The sequence below is a fragment of the Hymenobacter mucosus genome, assembly GCF_900188255.1.
In the GTDB taxonomy this organism is placed as follows: Bacteria; Bacteroidota; Bacteroidia; order Cytophagales; family Hymenobacteraceae; genus Hymenobacter; species Hymenobacter mucosus.
The window spans coordinates 377,239-395,061 of the sequence record NZ_FZNS01000002.1 but is presented as its reverse complement, the minus strand read 5'-3'; the positions used below and the strand labels follow the sequence as shown (position 1 = coordinate 395,061).

15 protein-coding genes are annotated in these 17,823 nt (G+C 55.6%); 9 read left to right on the top strand and 6 right to left on the bottom strand.

All coding sequences use genetic code 11. The annotated features are described in order from the left end of the window. Position 1: 1 nt before the first annotated feature. The 3 genes from CHB83_RS05595 (at position 2) to CHB83_RS05585 (ending at position 1,695) form a co-directional block, all read left to right on the top strand. Positions 2-265 carry a hypothetical protein gene (locus CHB83_RS05595; RefSeq protein WP_089331962.1) on the top strand — a complete coding sequence of 88 codons (264 nt, stop codon included), beginning with the start codon at positions 2-4 and terminating at the stop codon, positions 263-265. 99 nt (positions 266-364) lie between these two features. Then, entirely contained in the window at positions 365-568 is a 204-nt protein-coding gene (locus CHB83_RS05590) for a hypothetical protein (protein WP_045688721.1), read from the top strand. Positions 569-639: 71 nt separating this feature from the next. Next, positions 640-1,695, top strand: a complete 1,056-nt coding sequence (locus CHB83_RS05585) for an SDR family oxidoreductase (RefSeq protein WP_089331961.1) — start codon at positions 640-642, stop codon at positions 1,693-1,695. A 174-nt stretch (positions 1,696-1,869) separates the two neighbouring features. Here the strand turns inward: CHB83_RS05585 and CHB83_RS05580 are convergent, their stop codons facing one another. The 4 genes from CHB83_RS05580 to CHB83_RS05565 all read right to left on the bottom strand — a co-directional run bounded on the left by CHB83_RS05580 (position 1,870) and on the right by CHB83_RS05565 (position 7,587). Next, positions 1,870-3,453: an amidase family protein gene (locus CHB83_RS05580; protein ID WP_089331960.1), complete on the bottom strand. Its 1,584-nt coding sequence runs from the start codon at positions 3,451-3,453 to the stop codon at positions 1,870-1,872. 255 nt (positions 3,454-3,708) lie between these two features. Continuing rightward, positions 3,709-5,952, bottom strand: a complete 2,244-nt coding sequence (locus CHB83_RS05575) for a xanthine dehydrogenase family protein molybdopterin-binding subunit (protein ID WP_089331959.1) — start codon at positions 5,950-5,952, stop codon at positions 3,709-3,711. Between the two features lie 14 nt (positions 5,953-5,966). Then, positions 5,967-6,950: an FAD binding domain-containing protein gene (locus tag CHB83_RS05570; protein WP_045689582.1), complete on the bottom strand. Its 984-nt coding sequence runs from the start codon at positions 6,948-6,950 to the stop codon at positions 5,967-5,969. A gap of 10 nt (positions 6,951-6,960) precedes the next feature. Continuing rightward, entirely contained in the window at positions 6,961-7,587 is a 627-nt protein-coding gene (locus tag CHB83_RS05565) for a (2Fe-2S)-binding protein (protein ID WP_045689583.1), read from the bottom strand. A gap of 330 nt (positions 7,588-7,917) precedes the next feature. Here CHB83_RS05565 and CHB83_RS05560 point away from each other — a divergent pair, with 330 nt between their 5' ends. Further along, the gene (locus CHB83_RS05560; RefSeq protein WP_089331958.1) at positions 7,918-10,728 is read left to right on the top strand and encodes a TonB-dependent receptor; all 2,811 of its coding nucleotides are present in this window, start codon (positions 7,918-7,920) and stop codon (positions 10,726-10,728) included. Between the two features lie 69 nt (positions 10,729-10,797). On the opposite strand, the gene CHB83_RS05555 is transcribed toward CHB83_RS05560, so the two are convergent. Beyond that, positions 10,798-11,184: a hypothetical protein gene (locus CHB83_RS05555; RefSeq protein ID WP_089331957.1), complete on the bottom strand. Its 387-nt coding sequence runs from the start codon at positions 11,182-11,184 to the stop codon at positions 10,798-10,800. A gap of 94 nt (positions 11,185-11,278) precedes the next feature. After that, positions 11,279-12,283, bottom strand: a complete 1,005-nt coding sequence (locus CHB83_RS05550; protein WP_245855289.1) for an OmpA family protein — start codon at positions 12,281-12,283, stop codon at positions 11,279-11,281. Positions 12,284-12,837: 554 nt separating this feature from the next. Here CHB83_RS05550 and accD point away from each other — a divergent pair. The 5 genes from accD (at position 12,838) to CHB83_RS05525 (ending at position 17,815) form a co-directional block, all read left to right on the top strand. After that, the gene (gene accD / locus CHB83_RS05545) at positions 12,838-13,731 is read left to right on the top strand and encodes an acetyl-CoA carboxylase, carboxyltransferase subunit beta (RefSeq protein WP_045688926.1); all 894 of its coding nucleotides are present in this window, start codon (positions 12,838-12,840) and stop codon (positions 13,729-13,731) included. 230 nt (positions 13,732-13,961) lie between these two features. Continuing rightward, positions 13,962-14,705, top strand: coding sequence for an OmpA family protein (locus CHB83_RS05540; protein ID WP_236705000.1), 744 nt, complete (start codon positions 13,962-13,964; stop codon positions 14,703-14,705). Positions 14,706-15,111: 406 nt separating this feature from the next. After that, on the top strand, positions 15,112-15,822 hold the full coding sequence (locus tag CHB83_RS05535; protein WP_089331956.1) for an OmpA family protein: 711 nt from the start codon (positions 15,112-15,114) through the stop codon (positions 15,820-15,822). 130 nt (positions 15,823-15,952) lie between these two features. Next, entirely contained in the window at positions 15,953-16,723 is a 771-nt protein-coding gene (locus CHB83_RS05530; RefSeq protein WP_245855288.1) for an endonuclease III domain-containing protein, read from the top strand. A 108-nt stretch (positions 16,724-16,831) separates the two neighbouring features. Beyond that, positions 16,832-17,815 carry a radical SAM protein gene (locus CHB83_RS05525; protein ID WP_089331955.1) on the top strand — a complete coding sequence of 328 codons (984 nt, stop codon included), beginning with the start codon at positions 16,832-16,834 and terminating at the stop codon, positions 17,813-17,815. The last annotated feature ends 8 nt before the right edge of the window (positions 17,816-17,823 follow it).

Genomic DNA, 17,823 nt, shown 5'->3' with positions numbered 1-17,823 from the left:
TATGTCTAATCCTATCCCCAACCTCGGCGCTAATGCCACGCAAATTGTGCGCTACAACATCCAACTGCCAGCCATGCAGGATGCTGATAGCCTAGAGCAAGTGCGTGCCCAGTTGATGGACCACAACCTGATTGTTGACCGGCTGGTACCGGGGGAGGCCGTGGTAACATCGGCTACCGGTTCGGTGCCCGACTGGGAAGCCATCAAGGACGCGTTGAAGCGCTCTGGCTACCCCGCCACCCATACCACCACCGACGACGAATAAGCAGCGAGTTACCCTGGCTTGCTAGGTGGGAGGCTCTAGGGCAAGAACCTGCGGCAAACTAGGATGCTCTTCTTTGAGAAACTGGTAAAACACAGCTCCATGACGGACTTAGAAAAACTTCAAGCATTGCTACGCGACGACTTGCAGGTGCCCTGCCAAACTCAGGACGGGGAGCCCGGCATTACTACCCTAACCGTGCAGCCCGATGACAAATTGGTGCTAGGGCCGGCGGGTAGCCAACTGGTGTACTCCTTTCAGGAGGGCAAGTTTGTGAGTCTGGAAATTCTGCTGGCTGCTGGGTAGCATCACTTTTTTTCACGCGCGGGTAAGTGGTTGTGGTAACAGCTGCCTACCCGCGCTTTTTACTTCAACTTATGTCCACAAACACGATTCTGGTGGTAGGTGGCAATGGTATCATTGGCCGCAATGCTACCGATTATCTTCAATCTACTGGCAACTGGAATGTTCTAGTTACCTCGGCGTCGGAGCTGGACTATGATACCCCAGCCCAGTACGTGCAACTGAACTTGCTTGACAACCAAGCTGTGGTCCAGCAGGCGGAGCAGTTGCGCGAGGTAACCCACGTTCTGTACGCTGCCTACATCGAAGGGAAAACGCTGGCGGCCCAAACGCACGTGAACCTGGACTTACTTCGCAACTTGGTGGTAGGGCTGGAGCAGGTGGCGCCCAATTTTCAGCACCTCACCTTTATTCAGGGTGGGAAGGCCTACGGAGTTCACTTGGGCCGCTACAAAACGCCTGCCCTGGAAACCGACCCGCGCCACTTTCCGCCCAACTTTTACTACAGCCAAGAAGATTTCCTGCGGGAGCACTCCGCCGGCAAGAGCTGGACGTGGACGGCCGTGCGCCCCGATATTGTGGTAGGCTTTGCCGTGGGCAACCCCATGAACTTGGCCAACCTGATTGCTGTGTACGCAAGCCTGTGCAAAGAACTGCATGTGCCTTTCCGCTTCCCCGGCAGCTTGAAAGCCTACGATGTGCTGGTAAACGTGACGGACGCCACACTTCTGGCGAAAGGTATGGAGTACGTATCGACGCGCCCGGAGTGTAGCCAAGAGATTTACAACGTCACAAACGGCGACGTTTTCCGGTGGAGCCAGTTGTGGCCGCGCTTTGCCGAGTATTTCGGGGTTGCCTATGCCGAGCCCATCACGTTTCCGCTGCAAGACTATATGGCCGATAAAGCCGAACTGTGGCAGCACATGGTTGAGAAACACGGCTTGAAGTCGCACACCCTAGACGAGCTAGTGCAATGGCCCTTTGGCGACTTCATCTTCAATGTGGAAGCCGACGCCTTTTTCGATGTGAATAAGCTGCGCCGCGCGGGCTTTCACGAAATGCACGTAGACAGCTTCGAATCCTTCCGCAATCAGTTTGAACAACTAAAAGCTGAAAAGATAATCCCATAGCCGCGGTGTAAATCCTCAGCCTGACAACAGAAAACGCCATCCGTTCTACAAAGAGCAGGTGGCGTTTTCTGTTGTCAGCCGGAGTCTATGCAGTTAGTTTCTCATCCTAGCTACTGTACTGCCAAGCTGAAAGTGGCTACTTGCTCTAGATAGTAGGAGCCAGGATAAGGACAGCTATTTGCTAGCTGGTAATGCTGGGAAAAGCGCAGGTGCTTTACGGTGCTTGGTAGCTTGCTCGTAGGCGTAAGTGTACTTAATAAGGGTAGGCTCGTCGAAGGGGCGGCCCAGGAGTTGAAGGCCCGCGGGTAGGTTGTCGTAAGTGAAACCCATAGGAACGGTGAAGGCCGGCTGCCCGGTGTGTGGGGCAATCAATTGGCTATTGTCGCCTTTGTAGCCCTTGAAGTCGCCTACCTTAGCGGGCGGGTTGTTCCAAGTTGGGTAGATAAGGGCGCTTACTTGGTAGCGGTCCATCACGTCGGTAATAGCTTTGCGAAAAGCAATGCGCTTGGTATCGGTGTAGGCATCGGTACAGGTAGTACCCTGGGCCCCTTCCGTATGCTGTTGGTGATACGTAAGGTTCTCGGCGATGTAGGGCGCGAACTTGCCGGACGCCACAATGTCGTTCAGACTCTTTACCGGGGCTTGGGGGCCCAGCGCCGCCAGGTAGTCGTTGATGTCGTGTTGAAATACGGAGCACCACTGGTCTTTGCTGACGCTGGCGAAGTTGGGTACCTCTACGGGGTCAACGATGATGGCTCCCGCCTTCTGCAAATCAGCAATAGCCCGCTCGAACAGGGCCTTCACTTGTGGGTCGGGCTTTCGCTCACTAAGCGTGCGGAGCACCCCGATGCGGGCACCTTTAAGGCCGTTCTTATCAAGAAATTGCTGGTAGTTTTTCGGGATTTTGCCTTCGCTGTACTTCGTCAGCGGATCGGCGGGGTCGTAGCCGGCCATCACTTCCAGGAGGCGCGTAGCATCGGCTACGGTGCGCGTCATGGGGCCACCGGTATCGTTGCGCAGGTAGAGGGGCGCAATGCCTGCTCGGCTCACTAGCCCTAAGGTAGGCCGAAACCCAACCAGCGCCGTGTGCGACGAGGGCCCGCGAATAGAGTTACCCGTGTCGGTGCCCAGGCCCGCCGTGCCAAGGTTGGCTGCTACGGCTGCGGCCGTGCCGCCACTAGAGCCTGCTGGCACGTGCAGCAAGTTGTAGGGGTTCAGCGTTTCCCCCGCTAAAGAGCTAATGGAAACCATAGGGCTAAACGCCCATTCCGCCATATTCGACTTAGCCAGTACAATGGCGCCGGCTGCCTTCAGGGCTTTCACTGTGGTAGCATCTTCCAGGGGCACAAACCCTTTAAGGGCTAAGGAGCCCGCAGTGGTTTGCAAACCAGCGGTGTTGTAATTGTCCTTGACAATGAGCGGGATGCAGTGCAAGGGCCGCAGCTTCTTGGTGCTGCGGTATTCCGCATCTAGCTGGCGCGCAATTTCCAGGGCCTGCGGGTTTGTGAGCACAATGGCGTTCAGCTTGGTCGGCTGGTCGTAGGCCTCAATGCGCTGCAAGTACGCCGTTACTAGCTGCTCGCAGTTGCAGTCGCCTTGCTTGAAGGCTTGGTGCACGTCGGCAATGGTAGTCTCAACCACCTGAAACGCTTTGGGCTTCGATGGGCTATGCGGAGTAGGCGCCGAGCGGTAACTGGTAAGAGCAAAGCCTCCCAGCAGTAGGAGCAGCACGCAGATAAAGGGAAGAAGTTTCCTCATGCAAGTTGTGAAGAGGTGATGGGTAGCTGACCTAAAGTAGATGATTTTCTCGGCGCCCAGCTCAGAAGTTCTTCGTTCACTTTTTGCCGAGAAGTTTCACGACCCGTTCTTGAGAACACCTAGTTCTGTACCAGTCTGGTAGGAAATAGCGTCGTTATTACTTGCGGGCAAGCCTAGGCTGCCATGGCCGGAACGAGCACAAAAGAGGGCGGCACCTCGCTCTACCTGAGGTGCCGCCCTTTTTGTATGACATGCTTAAATCAACTTGTCCGGGGTGATGGGTAACTCCCGAATGCGCTTACCGGTGGCGTTGAATATGGCGTTGGCAATGGCTGGCGCCACGCCAATAATGGCAATTTCGCCGATGCCTTTCGTGCCTAGTGCATTCACGTGGGGGTCGGGCTGGTTGACAAAGGCTACCTGCACGTCGGGCGAGTCGGCATGCACGGGTACGTGGTAGTCGGCGAAGTCCTTGGTCACGTAGCGGCCAAACCGGTCGTCGATGGTAGCATGCTCCATCAGGGCCATACCAATACCTCCCACGGCGCCGCCCTTCATCTGGTTGCCGGCCGTTTTCTCATTCACAATGGTACCGGCATCGGCGCAAGAAACCAGCTTGCTCACGCGCACCTCGCCCGTTAGCTGGTGCACGCGCACCTCAGCAAAGTGTACCGAAAACGAGTACATGGAATACTTCTGGCCCTCGGGACCGGGCTTGGCTTCCACCGTCACGGCAGTTGCCGCCTCGGGTTGGCGCAGCAGGTCGGCGTAGGCCACGCGGGTAGCCGCATTGCCGCCCACCGTGAGGTAACCATCCGTGAGGGTCACGTCTTCCTTCTTAGCCGAGGCAAAGGCGGCGTTACTGCTGGCGGCTATGCCGCGCAGCTTGTCTTTCAGAGCCAGGCAGGCCTCCTGTACGGCTGGCCCTACGCTGTTTACCGTAGAGGAGCCGCCTTGGGTACCCGCTTTAGGATAGCTGGATTTGCCCAGATCGAACGTGATTTTCTGAGGCGAAAGGCCCAGCGTTTCGGCCGCAATTTGAGTCATGACCGTGCCAGTGCCTGGTCCAATATCGGTGGTAGCACACTGAAGCAACACGGTGCCGTTGGGCAGCAACTGGGCGCCCACGGTGGCTGCTCCACGGTGAGCTCCAAAGGTGCCTACGCCCATGCCGTAGCCAATAAGCCAGTCACCGTCGCGGAGGGAGCCGGGCTTTAGCTGACGCTTGTTCCAGCCAACGCGTTCGGCACCCAGTTGGTAGCATTCCTTCAGAAACTTAGTTGACCAAGGCTTATTTTTCTCGGGGTCCTGATCGGTATAGTTGCGAAGGCGAAACTCCAGCGGGTCCAGGTTCAGCAAGTGGGCCATTTCGTCCATGGCCGATTCCAAGGCAAAGGCGCCGGTAGCTTCGCCAGGACCGCGCATCCATATAGGCGAGCCAATGTCGAGGGCTGCCAGGCGGTAGCGCGTCGTCACGTTCGGCGACTGGTACATCATGCGCGTCTGGGCCAGCGTCGATTCGGTAAACTCCTCGTAGGTAGAAGTCTGCCCGATACTCTCGTGCGTAATAGCCGTGATTTTACCGTCGGGCGTGGCACTCATGCCCAGCTTCTGCCACGTATAAGGCCGGTAGCCCACCATGGTAAACATCTGCTCTCGGGTGAGCATGAGCTTTACGGGGCGGTTTACCACCTTGGCGGCAATAATGGCTGCCGACTCATGCGGCCAACTGTGCAGGGCGTTACCGAAGGCGCCTCCTACGAAGGTGGCAATCACCTTCACATTTTCTTCCGGCAGATTCCACTCCCGGGCAAAGTCGCGGCGGGTAGCCAGGGTGCCCTGGGTTTTGTCGTAGAGCGTGAGGCGGTCGGGCGCTTCCCAGTGGGCCGTAATCGACTGTAATTCCATGGGGTGGTGCACCTCCGTGGGAATCACGTACTCGCTTTCCAGCTTGATAGCGCCGGTTTTGTAGGCATCCACCTGACCCCGCTGGTAGTCAGCCATCGGCGACTTCGGGTTCTTCTTAGCTGAGGTCGGTAGAAACGCCTGCGCCGCGTTGGCCTCCAAGTTGGTTTGATGCTTTTCCTTTGCGTACTGCGCCTTTACCAGCCGCGCTGCAAAGCGGGCCCGCTCCCAGCTGTCGGCTACTACCAGCGCAATAGGTTGGTCATTAAAGCGAATCAGATCATCTTTAAAGATCTTCAACGGGCCACCCACGGTAGCGGGCTGAGAGGGGTCCTTGCCGGCCGTGTCGAAACCCGGAACCTTGGGCGAGTTGAAGTGGGTGATAACAGCCAGCACGCCCGGAGCCCGTTCGGCCGCGCGCGTATCAATGCTAGTAAGGCGCCCCTTGGTAATAGTGCTGCCAACCAGTACGGCGTAGGTAATACCGGGTATCTCATACTCGGCCGAGTACTTGGCCGCGCCAGTTACTTTCAGGCGGCCATCTACCCGGTTCATGGGCGCCCCGATTTGCTTGTCTTGTGCTTGCTCTTTCATAACAAAGTCGGGAATTAAGCCGCCGCAGCGGTTTTAAGGGCTTGCACAATGGTGTTGGGACCGAGCTTGAGCTTGTACGCGTTGTACTTGAAGGCTTTGGCGCCCTGCATGGCCACGATAGCCGCTTGGCGGAAGGTGTCTTCGGTGGCGGGCTTGCCCACCAGGGCCTGCTCGGCGGCGGTCAGGCGCCAGGGCTTGTGCGCCACGCCACCCATAGCCAGCCGCGCCGCCTTAATGGTGTTGTTACCATCAATGTCTAGCGCCGCCGCCACCGATAATAGGGCGAAGGCGTAGCTGGCTCGCTCGCGTACTTTTTGGTAGTGCACGTGCTTGGTAAAGGGGCCATCGGGTACAACTACGGCCGTAATTAGCTCGCCGGGCTCCAGGTTAGTATCTTTTTCCGGCGTGTCGCCGGGTAAGCGGTGAAAGTCGGCAAAGGGAATGCTCCGGTTGCCTCTAGGGCCGCTTACTTGTACTGTGGCATCTAGGGCTACTAGGGCCACGCTCATATCGGAAGGATGCACGGCAATGCACTTGTCGCTAAACCCGAAAATGGCGTGCATGCGGTTTACGCCTTCCAGCGCGCCGCAGCCAGTACCTGGCTCCCGCTTGTTGCACGGCATGGCCAGGTCGTAGAAATAGCTGCAGCGGGTGCGCTGCAACATGTTGCCGCCTACTGTAGCCATGTTGCGCAACTGCGCCGAGGCCCCGGCATTCAGCGCCAAGGACAGCAAGGGCTGCTTTTCGCGCACTTGCTTGTCGTCAGCTACGGTCGAGTTCAGAGCCAGCGCACCAATGCGCAGGCCGTTATTTTCACGCTCAATTTTGGTGAGCGGCAGGCGGTTGATGTCAACTAGCTTCTGTGGGGTCATGATGCCCCGCTTCATCAGGTCAACGAGGTTGGTACCGCCGGCAATAAACTTGGCCGTGGTATCCTTGGCTACTGCATCAATGGCAGCCTGTCGTTTGGTAGGGCGGACGTATTGGAACTGGTTCATGGCTTCCTACTTATACTTTTTGTCCCCCGTCTTTCACCTCCTGAATGGCGGCTACAATGTTGGAGTAGGCTCCGCAACGGCAGATATTACCGCTCATATACTCCCGGATTTCTGCTTCGGAGCCGGCGTGGCCCTCGCGCACGCACGCTACCGCCGACATAATCTGGCCGGGGGTGCAGTAGCCACACTGAAAGCCGTCGTGTTTCACGAAGGCCTCTTGCATGGGGTGGAGTTTGTCCCCGTCGGCTAAGCCCTCAATGGTGGTGATTTTCTTGCCTTCGTGCATCACCGCAAAGCTGAGGCAGCTATTTACGCGCTGTCCATCCACGTGCACGGTGCAGGCGCCACACTGGCCATAGTCGCAGCCTTTTTTGGTGCCCGTGAGGTGCAGCTGCTCGCGTAGTAGGTCCAGTAGGGTGGTGCGGGGCTCCACGGAAAGCTTGTGCTTCACACCGTTTACGTCCAGCTTAAGCGTGACTTTCTCAAAGGCAGCCGCTACCTTCTCGTCTAGCTCGCCGGAGGCGGCTTGCACTACGGGGCCGGGTACGAATGTAAAGGCCGTGAGCAGCGACGACTGCTTAAGGAAATTCCGACGGGCCTCGTCGTGGCCGGTGGGCTTGTCAGGTTCAGTATTCATAGTAGAAAAGGAAAGGCGAAGAGAGTGGTAGTACGAGAAAGACGGGCTCCGAGGCGCACCGTTGCGGGGCGCTAGCAAGTGCTAACCTCAGAAACGCTTAGATGTTGAAGCACAAATGGAAGTATTGTGCAGTACTGTTTTGCTTACCAGTAGATTGCTTGTTGACAGACAAGGAATAAGCCTATAACAAATTACATAATTGATATTGTATTTCTGTATCTATATTACCTCAACTATGTAGTTGACTTGCGCCGGCGGATCTGGCTACAGCGGTTTGAATGAGTAGAGCTTGCTTTCCCCTCTTTTATATAACCAGTTTACTGCGCACGCATGAAAAAACTACTACTTGTTCCTCTCGTTGCCTTGCTAGTGCCGGCGCACGCCTGGGCCCAAACCGTTTCCGTTTCGGGCCGAGTGCTCGACAGTAAAGGCATTGCCCAGCCGGGCGTTACAGTGCTAGAACGGGGCACCTCCAATGGTACCAGCACCGATGCCAGTGGCCGCTTTACTCTCAGTGTATCGCCAACGGCTACGCTGGTTGTATCGGCCATTGGAGCTGCTACCCAACAGATTCCGCTGAACGGCCGCACTACCTTGGAAGTGCGTATGCAGGATGCCGCTACCGACCTGAATGAAGTGGTAGTAACGGGCTCACGCGCTACCGAGGGACGGTCCAACATCCTTACTACCTCGCCCGTGGACGTGATTTCGCCCCGTGAAATTAAAGCGTTTGCGCAGGTAGATGTTGCTCAGATCCTGACGTACGCGGCGCCTTCATTTCAGTCGTCGCGGCAGGCCGTTTCCGATGGTACTGACCACGTAGACCCCGCCTCTCTGCGTGGCCTGGGCCCCGACCAAGTGCTGGTGCTGGTGAACGGCAAGCGGCGTCATAGCTCCGCTCTCGTAAACATCAACGGTACGGTAGGCCGTGGCTCAGTGGGTACCGATCTGAACACCATTCCCAATGCTTCCATCAAGCGCATTGAGGTGCTGCGGGAAGGCGCGGCAGCCCAGTATGGCTCCGACGCCATTGCCGGTGTTATCAACATTCAGCTAAAAGACGACACCACCGGCGTGCAAGCCAGCAGCACCGTGGGCCAAACCTACGAGGGCGACGGCGACACCTACCAAGCCGACGCCAGCGTGGGCATTGGGCTTGGCGGGCGTGGCTTTCTCAACCTAAGCGGACAATTTCAGAACCGCGCCTATACTAACCGTAGCGGCGACGACACCGCGCCCCTAATGTACTTAGGCAGCAATAGCGGCAACTATCCTGCTGCAGCCAATACCGAACAACGGCGCCGCGAGTTGAAAGCCCAGGATGATGCACTAGTAGCTCAAAATGGCTTCGACCGCCGGAACATGCGCGTAGGGCAATCGGAGTCGCGCAACATTGGGGGCTTCCTCAACAGTGGCTTCACGCTGGCACCCAGCATCGGGCTTGAGGCCTACGTAACGGCGGGGGTGACGCACCGCACGGGCAAAGCCGCCGGTTTTTATCGCCTGCCCAACCAGCTCACTCAGAGCGACCTAACTATTTACCCCAATGGCTTTCTACCATTCATCAATACCACAATTAATGACCAGTCGGTACTAGCGGGAGTGCGAGCCAAGGTGCTGGGCTTCGAGGCTGATTTAAGTAATACCTTCGGCCGCAACGACATTCGTTTCGATATTACCAATACGTTGAATGCATCTTACCCCCTAGGTCTTAGCCCACGGGAGTTTTATGCGGGCACGATTGCCTTCCAGCAAAACACCAGCAACCTCAACTTCTCGCGTCATTTTACTGATATACTGGGCCTCGCTACTCTGAACGTAGCTTTTGGGGGCGAGTACCGGCGCGACAACTACAGCATTGCGGCTGGCGAACGAGGCTCCTGGGACAACTTCGGGCGTACAACCGCGGCCGGCGCGCCCACGGCCTCAGGTGCGCAGGTATTCCCAGGGTATCGTCCTACCGACGAACTAAACCGCTCCCGCACCAACACGGCGGGCTATCTAGACCTGGAAAGCGACTTGACGGAAAAGCTGCTTGTGCGGGCCGCCGGCCGTGCCGAGCGCTACGGCGACTTCGGAAACAACGTGAGCGGCCAGCTAGCCGCCCGCTATAGCATTCTGGAAGATGTAGCAGTGCGTGGCACCATTGGCAACGGGTTCCGGGCGCCGTCCTTGCAGCAGCGCTACTTCACTAACACCAGCACCCAGTTTGTGAGTGGAGTGCCCCAGCAGGTGCTCACCGTCAACAACGACAACCCTATTGTGCGCAACCAGTTCACCGATGCCGTGAAAGGGTTTGGCGTGCCCTCACTAAAGCAGGAGAAATCGACTAACTATAGCGTGGGCGTAACCGGCCGCGTGCTGAAAACGATGACGGTGACGGTAGACGCCTACCAGATTGACATCCGAGACCGGATTGTGCTCACGTCGCAGTTCGCGCGGAGCGGTGTGGCTACCGGCACGGTAGACCAGATTCTTGCTTCCTACCCTGAAATTGGCCGGGTACAGTTTTTTGCCAATGCCATTGACACCCGCACGCGTGGTATCGACATTGTGGTGAACGAGCGCCTATCCGTAGGCGAGAGTCGCCTAGGCCTAACTGTGGCCGCCAACTTCAACGAGACCAAGGTGCGCCAGATCAACACGGCCCCTACTATCGAAAACGACCCTAGCCTGCAAAATACCCTCTTTGACCGCCAACAGCGGGCCCGCATTGAGGCCGGGCAACCTCGCAGCAAGATTAACCTGACGGCCAACTACGGCTACCGTATCTTCAACGTGGAGGTTCGTACGGTTCGGTTTGGCCAGGTGCAGTATAAGGATGCTGACCCCACGCGTTCCTTTATCGACCAGACCTTCTCGGCTAAGTGGGTAACCGACCTGACGCTGAGTGCTCAGGTAGCTAAATTTGCCACTGTTTTTGTTGGCGTCAACAACATCTTCGACGTGTATCCGGATCGGTTTCGCACAAATCCGCGCAACAACCCCAATAACTTCTCCGTCGATCCAAACCTGAGCTTTAGCTCTTCGCTCGACAATACCAACCGCGGACGCATCGTGTATAACCCCAACCAGTTTGGCTACAACGGGGGCTTTTACTTCGCTCGTCTTGTGCTCGACCTGCCTACTTCATCCAACTAATTGGAAGTAGTACCCCAACACAAAGGGCCGGCTCCTGATGGAGCCGGCCCTTTGTGTTGCCCGGCTTGGTTATTCGCGAACTAAGCGTACGAGTTGGCGGCCGTCGGCGGTGCGCCCAACGTATAGGCCAGGGGATACAGTAGCGGTAGGCTTCCACGTCACGGTACCATCGGGGTGGCTAGTGAGGTGTTCCACTGTTCGACCCAGGCCATCTACTATCATGACGGACTGAGGCGAAGCTAACCGGAATGATACGTCCTCGCGGAATGGATTAGGGCTGGCAGGTAGATAGAGCGGCCGCCGCTGGGAAGTAGCTAGTACTTGGTTGGTAACTAAAAAGGTAATGGTGCGAACTTCGCTAACATTAATAGGACAATCATTATCAGCCGTTATCAATAGCCAGCCGAGTAAAAAGGTGTAGCGTAAAAGATTAATTTTTTCATAAGTACATAGCATGAAGTGCTGCGATGGGAAGACACTAAAAGTGCTACGTCGAGCAAGTCAACGTAGCACTTAAAGGGGGCTTGGTAAAAATTTGCTATTCAAATGCTTACTGGCCGCCTGATGAGTTCGTGTCCAGAATCTTGAATAGCTCGTCGAGCTTTGGGGTCAAGATGATTTCCGTGCGGCGGTTCAAGGCTTTGTTGGCTGGCGAATCGTTGGGGGCCACGGGCACATATTGAGAGCGGCCCGATGCCGTTACCCGTTGGGGCTGAATACCACCAGTGGTAAGCAGCCGCGCAATTTCCGTAGCACGCAGTACACTCAAGTCCCAATTGTCTTGCATAGCTGCCGTAGGCCTTGTGAAGGCTACATTGTCGGTGTGGCCTTCTACCACCACATTCACGTCGGGCTGATTTTGAAGCACGGCAGCTAGCTGTTTCAGGGCCTCCTGGCCTTTGGGGTCTACTTTGGTGGAACCCGTCTTGAAAAGGAGTTGCTCCGAGAGCGAAACGTACACCTTTCCATCCTTCATCTTTACTTCCAGATCAGTGCCTTTGAAGCCGCGCAAGGCGTTGCTTACGCTGTTTCTCAAGTCATTCACGGCCTTGTCCTTCTGAGCCAAGGCTTTCTGCAACTCGGCCATGCGGGCTTCGCGGGCCGTAAGGTCGGCAGTAAGCTTGTCGATATCGGCCCGGCTCTTTTTCAGGTTGGTATCCAGCTCTCCTAGTTCAGCCTCGCGGCGGGCCAAGTCCTTGGCTACCTTGTTGTAATCAGCATTCTTGTCCGACATGGCGCGGTCGGAGTTCTTCAGAAGCTTATCGTAGCTGTCTGTGAGTTGGGTGTTGAGCTGACGAGTACGGCGTAGGCTGCGGCCAGTTTCGGTGGAGTCGTCGATGAGGCGGCGGGTTTCCAGACGTAGTTGGGCCAGTTCATCCGAGGCTTTCTTAAGCTCGGCTACCGCTTGGCGCTGCTGGCGCTCTATGTCGGCGCGGGCTTGTTCGGTGGCCGCTTGGCGGGCTTTCAGGTCATCGTATTTTTTGGAGGCCACGCAGCCTGGTAGTGCCGTGGCTGCTAGCAATGCGCAGAAAGCTAGTGCAGAAAGGTTTTTCACAAAAAAGACACGTTGGAGTACCACATTTGAGAAGTTAAGTGAAGAACCTAACTCCCCGGCGGTAAGGTACGGCCTCAAGCCGGATCTTGCATTGCTACTGCTGCCTTCCTAAGCCGCACCGTCTGTCTATTAAAGTAGTGCTTACCTGCCGTTCTTTTCTTCTGCTTGCTGCTCCCCATACTTTTTGATGGCAAAACTAAAATGGCATTACATTGGCTAAGCGGTGGCTGTGAGTAGGGTTGGTGTACTAAAAAGCGTAAAAACAGCCACGCCAGCAACGAGAGGCCTGCAATCTGGTAGCAAAGGCTAACTGAACAGTAGCACGAGTGCCTTAAGAGCTACTCCATTCAGCTTGATATAGCATGCCCAGAGCAGCGTTTCGTGCACTATAAGTAGGTCCCGGCCGTATACTTCCGGTTTGAGTTCGGTGGCTTTCCATTTCGCACTTCTGTATTCTGCGCTAACTTGCATCATAGAAAAGCGCAACCGCCTCCTTCTTTGTCTGGCCGGTGCCTGCTTTTCAACTCCTCTCACGACCCCTCTAAGTATATATTATGTCCTGGTTTAAGCGCGTAGAGAAAGGCATCGTCACGCCGACGGAGCAGAAGAAAGAGACGCCCGACGGCTTGTGGTACAAGTGTCCTGAGTGCAAGACGGTAGCTACGATGGCGGAGCACAAGCGCCTGCTATCTACTTGCGGCAAGTGCAACCACCACGACCGGATTGATGCCGCCGACTACTTCGACTTCCTATTCGACAACCACGAGTATCAGGAGCTGGACGCCGACTTGCGGTCCGCCGATCCACTCAGCTTTGTAGATACCAAAGCCTACCCCCAGCGCGTAGCCGCTACCGAGAAAAATACGGGCCTGAAGGACGCAGTGCGCTCGGCCCACGGCCACATGAATGGGGTGGAACTAGTAGTAGCCGCTATGGACTTTAAGTTTATTGGGGGCTCTATGGGCTCAGTAGTAGGGGAGAAGATTGCCCGTGCTATTGACTACGCCCGTCAGCACCGGGTGCCTTTCCTCATGATTTCGCGCTCTGGTGGTGCCCGCATGATGGAAGCCGGCTATTCTCTGATGCAAATGGCCAAAACATCGGCTAAGCTGGCACTGCTTTCAGAGGCAGGTATTCCCTACATTTCCCTGCTGACGGACCCCACCACGGGCGGCGTTACGGCATCTTTCGCTATGCTCGGTGACTTTAACATTGCCGAGCCTGGCGCACTTATTGGCTTTGCCGGTCCGCGGGTTATCAAAGAAACAATTGGAAAAGACCTGCCTAAAGGCTTCCAGAGCGCGGAGTTTGTGCAGGAGCATGGGTTCCTCGACTTCATTGTGGATCGGAAGGAGTTGAAGCAAAAGCTCACGGATCTGCTTACTATGCTACGTCCTGCCGAAGTACCTGCTACTGAAAAGACTACGTCGCGCACGGCAGCGCACTAAAAGAAATACCTAATATTTTCGGCAAGCTTTTTGAAAAAAGCCCGTTAGACGTGCATTCGGCGCGTTTGACGGGCTTTTCTTATTGCCACCGAGCGGGGACAAACAACGTGCCTCGGATAGATATAGCGCTTGGTCTATCTGTGCAAACATTTTTCCCGAAAGTGCAGTAAAGCCCATCAGCAGACGCTTACTCCCTATTCTGTTTCACCCTTCCACTAAGTTCCATTCCAATGACATCTCGCAACTCTCTTCTGTCTCTATTCATGGCCTTGGTGCTGTTCATGAGCTCCTGTGCCAGCACTAGCACACGTAACCCCAACATCCCCGAAGCTGATACAAACGGCACTGGTCCGCGCAAAACGGGCATGAGCAAAACCACTAAAGGAGGTTTGCTGGGTGCTGGCGGTGGTGCCGTAGCCGGTGCCGTACTAGGTCGCGTAATTGGTGGCAAGTCGGGCACGGCAGCCGGTGCTATTATTGGTGCTACCGTGGGCGGTGCCGGTGGTGCTCTGATTGGCCGTAAAATGGACAAGCAGGCCGAGGAACTGCAGAAAGACATGCAGAACGCTCGGGTAGAGCGCGTAGGCGAGGGTATCAAAATCACCTTCGACTCGGGTATCCTCTTCGACACCAACAAGGCTGACCTACGTCAGGCTTCGATGACCGAAATTCAGAAAATGGCTGACGTACTGAAAAAGTACCCCGACACCAACGTATTGGTAGAAGGCCACACCGATAACACCGGTTCGGATGCTATCAACCAACCCTTGTCGGAGCGCCGCGCTCAGTCAGTAGCTACCTACACGATTTCGCAAGGAGTAGATGCTGCGCGCGTAACGACCAAAGGCTATGGCTCTACTCAGCCTATTGCTGACAACACTACCATGGAAGGCAAGCAGGCTAACCGTCGCGTAGAGGTTGCCATCTTCGCCAACGAAAAAATGAAGAAGGCTGCTGAAAACGGCACGCTGTAATCGACTTGTTTCAAGCAAACAAAAAGGGCGACCCACTGGGTCGCCCTTTTTGTTTGGGTGGAAGCCTATCAGTAAACCTAGAGTAAAAGCTGGTAAAGGTGTGCTACGAATACACAGTTCTTCGGGTATTCTGGTCGGGTTAAAAAGGATTATACCGAGCTACTAACAAGACGGCATAGATGGTAGGTGATGGCCTACTGGGGGGTTAAATCTATTTTCGCCCAAGGCCAATAGTGGCTTAGTCAGCTAGAAAGTGAATTTTAAACAATTTTTTCCGCTTCCTTTCGTTTTTGGCAAGGTGGTTGCAAAATGCCTAATACGGTTGGAACATTCGGTATAGATTTGCACCGAAATCCAGCGAGATTCTCTTCACACGTTCAACGCACCAACACCCAAATTTCTTCCCATGAAATCTCTTCGTTCATTATTTGCATTACTCCTGGCCGTGCTGCTGTTGGGTAGCAACTACGCCGAAGCGCAAACCACTACTACCACTGCTAAGAAGCCTTGGAGCAAAACCGCTAAAGGTGGTCTGATTGGGGCAGGTGGTGGCGCCGTAGTAGGTGGCGTACTGGGCCGCGTAATTGGTGGTAAGAACAGCACTGCGGGTGGTGCTATCATTGGTGCCGCCGTGGGTGGTGCTGGTGGCGCTCTTATCGGCCGTCGTATGGACAAGCAGGCAGCTGAGTTGCGCAAGGAGATGGCTGGTGCCAAAGTAGAGCGCGTAGGGGAAGGCATTAAAATCACGTTCGATTCGGGCCTGCTCTTCACGAAAAACTCCTCGGCTCTGACGGCTTCAGCTCAGGAAAATATTCAGGAGCTTGCTAAAACCCTGGTGAAATACGGTGACACCAACGTAGTAGTAGAAGGCCATACCGACACCAGCGGCAACGACGCCATCAACAATCCGCTTTCGCAGCGCCGTGCTCAGGCTGTAGCTAACTATGCTCAGCAGCAAGGGGTAGATGCTTCGCGCTTTACCGTAACGGGCTACGGCTCACGTCAGCCCATTGCTGACAACACTACGGAAGCTGGCCGCGCTGCCAACCGTCGCGTAGAGGTTGCCATTTTCGCCAACGAGAAGCTGAAGAAGGCTGCTGAAAAAGGCACCATCTAAGGAAACGGCGCCCAGCGCTAGCCCTGTATAGCAAGCCGGCGGTACCACTAGGTGCCGCCGGCTTTTTTGTGCCCGCATTCTTTGCTCGGCAGTGTGCAACCCGCCGCTGCCGCAGGCGGTACAACCGCACATGACCGACCTGCCCATAGCATACGACCTGCCTGCCGCCCAAAAAACCTGGCAGGACCACCTGCTTCTCAACCGTTTTTATCCGCCGCTTACTCAAGATGTGCCGCGCCGCTCACCTATGCGGGAACTGATTTCCACGGTACTTTCTCACCGTACTACCCACGCCGACGAGGAACTGGCCTACGACCGGATGCTGGAGGCGTTTGGGGACTGGGCGGGCGTATTGGCTGCTCCCACGGCTGAGTTGGCCCACGCTATTCGGACGACGCGCTGGCCCGATACTCAAGCACCGCGCATCCAGGAAATTCTGCGCCGCATTCAGGCCGAGCGAGGAGAATTCAGCCTCGACTTTTTGGAGGAGTGGCCAACGGAAAAAGGAATGCAGTGGCTGAACGATATGCCTGGGATTGGACTGAAAACGGCCTCCCTGGTGCTACTCTTCAACTTTCGCAAGCCGGTGCTACCCGTTGACACACACGTGCACCGTATTGCTCAGCGCGTAGGACTCATTGGACCGAAAGCATCCGCCGACAAAGCCCATCAGGTGCTATTGGAACAGTTGCCAAAAGATTCGCTGGCGCTACTCAATTTTCATAAGCACAACTATTGGCACGGGCAGCGTGTGTGCCTGTATACCAAGCCCGATTGCGCCAAGTGTCCACTAAAGGGCATCTGCAACTATTATTTGGAGCACTATGGCCCTGCCACAGCCGAAGCCATTGCCGCCACACCTGAGAAGTGGGACACGGCTTGGGGTGCCTTGCCACACTAGTTCTTGGCGTAGGAAAAGGCAAGTAGTTAGCTCTCGGCGGTGGGCCGTACCTTTGCCCCGAACTTCTAGACTGGGTTAACCGCCCGATCTGCTTTACCCCGCTACGTTATGCGCCTTGTTCGTCATCCGGTTCTGTGCAATTACTACGTGACGTACCGGTGTAATGCGCGTTGCTCGTTTTGCGACATCTGGGAAAAACCTTCGCCCTACATTCAGCTAGCTGATGTGGAGCAGAACCTGCGCGACCTGAAACGCTTAGGAGTATCGGTAGTTGATTTTACGGGTGGCGAACCACTATTGCACCGCCAGATTCACGAGTTTGTAGGCTTGGCGCACGATATGGGTTTCATCACGACCCTTACAACCAACTGCCTGCTGTATCCCAAATACGCTACCAAGCTGCGGGGCAAAGTAGATATGCTGCACTTCTCCCTAGATGCTTCGGAAAAGGAAGTGCACGATAAGGGAAGGGGCGTGGCCTGCTACGATTTTGTGCTGGAGAGCATCCGGGTAGCCCGGGAACTGGGCGAGCGACCTGATATCTTGTTCACCGTCTTTCGGGAAAATCTTAAAGACCTGGAGGCCGTGTACCGTGATATCACCCAACCCAATAAGTTGGTACTGATCCTTAACCCGGCCTTTGAGTACAATACAGTAGAAACTGGGGAGCAACTCACGGCCGAGGAACTCAACTACTTATCGGCCTTCGGTAAGCGCCCCGGCGTATACCTCAACGAAGCCTTCATTCAATTACGTCGCGACGGTGGCAACCACGTGGCCGCTCCTGTGTGCCGGGCGGCTAGCACTACCTTGGTTATTTCGCCCAGTAATGAGTTGGTGCTACCCTGTTATCACCTAGGTGAACGTAAGTTTCCCATTGCAGGTAACCTCCGCGAGCTATATAACTCTGCAGAAGTGCAGCAACTAGCTGCGTTAGAAGGTCGCCTACCGCAGTGCGAGGGTTGTACCATCAATTGTTATATGCAGCCCAGCTTTGCGGTAGAAACCAGCAAGTACTTTTGGCAGGCCCTTCCTAGTACGCTGAAATACAACTGGGAAAAGGGTACTTGGAAACGAATGTTGACCGGCTGATACGGTCC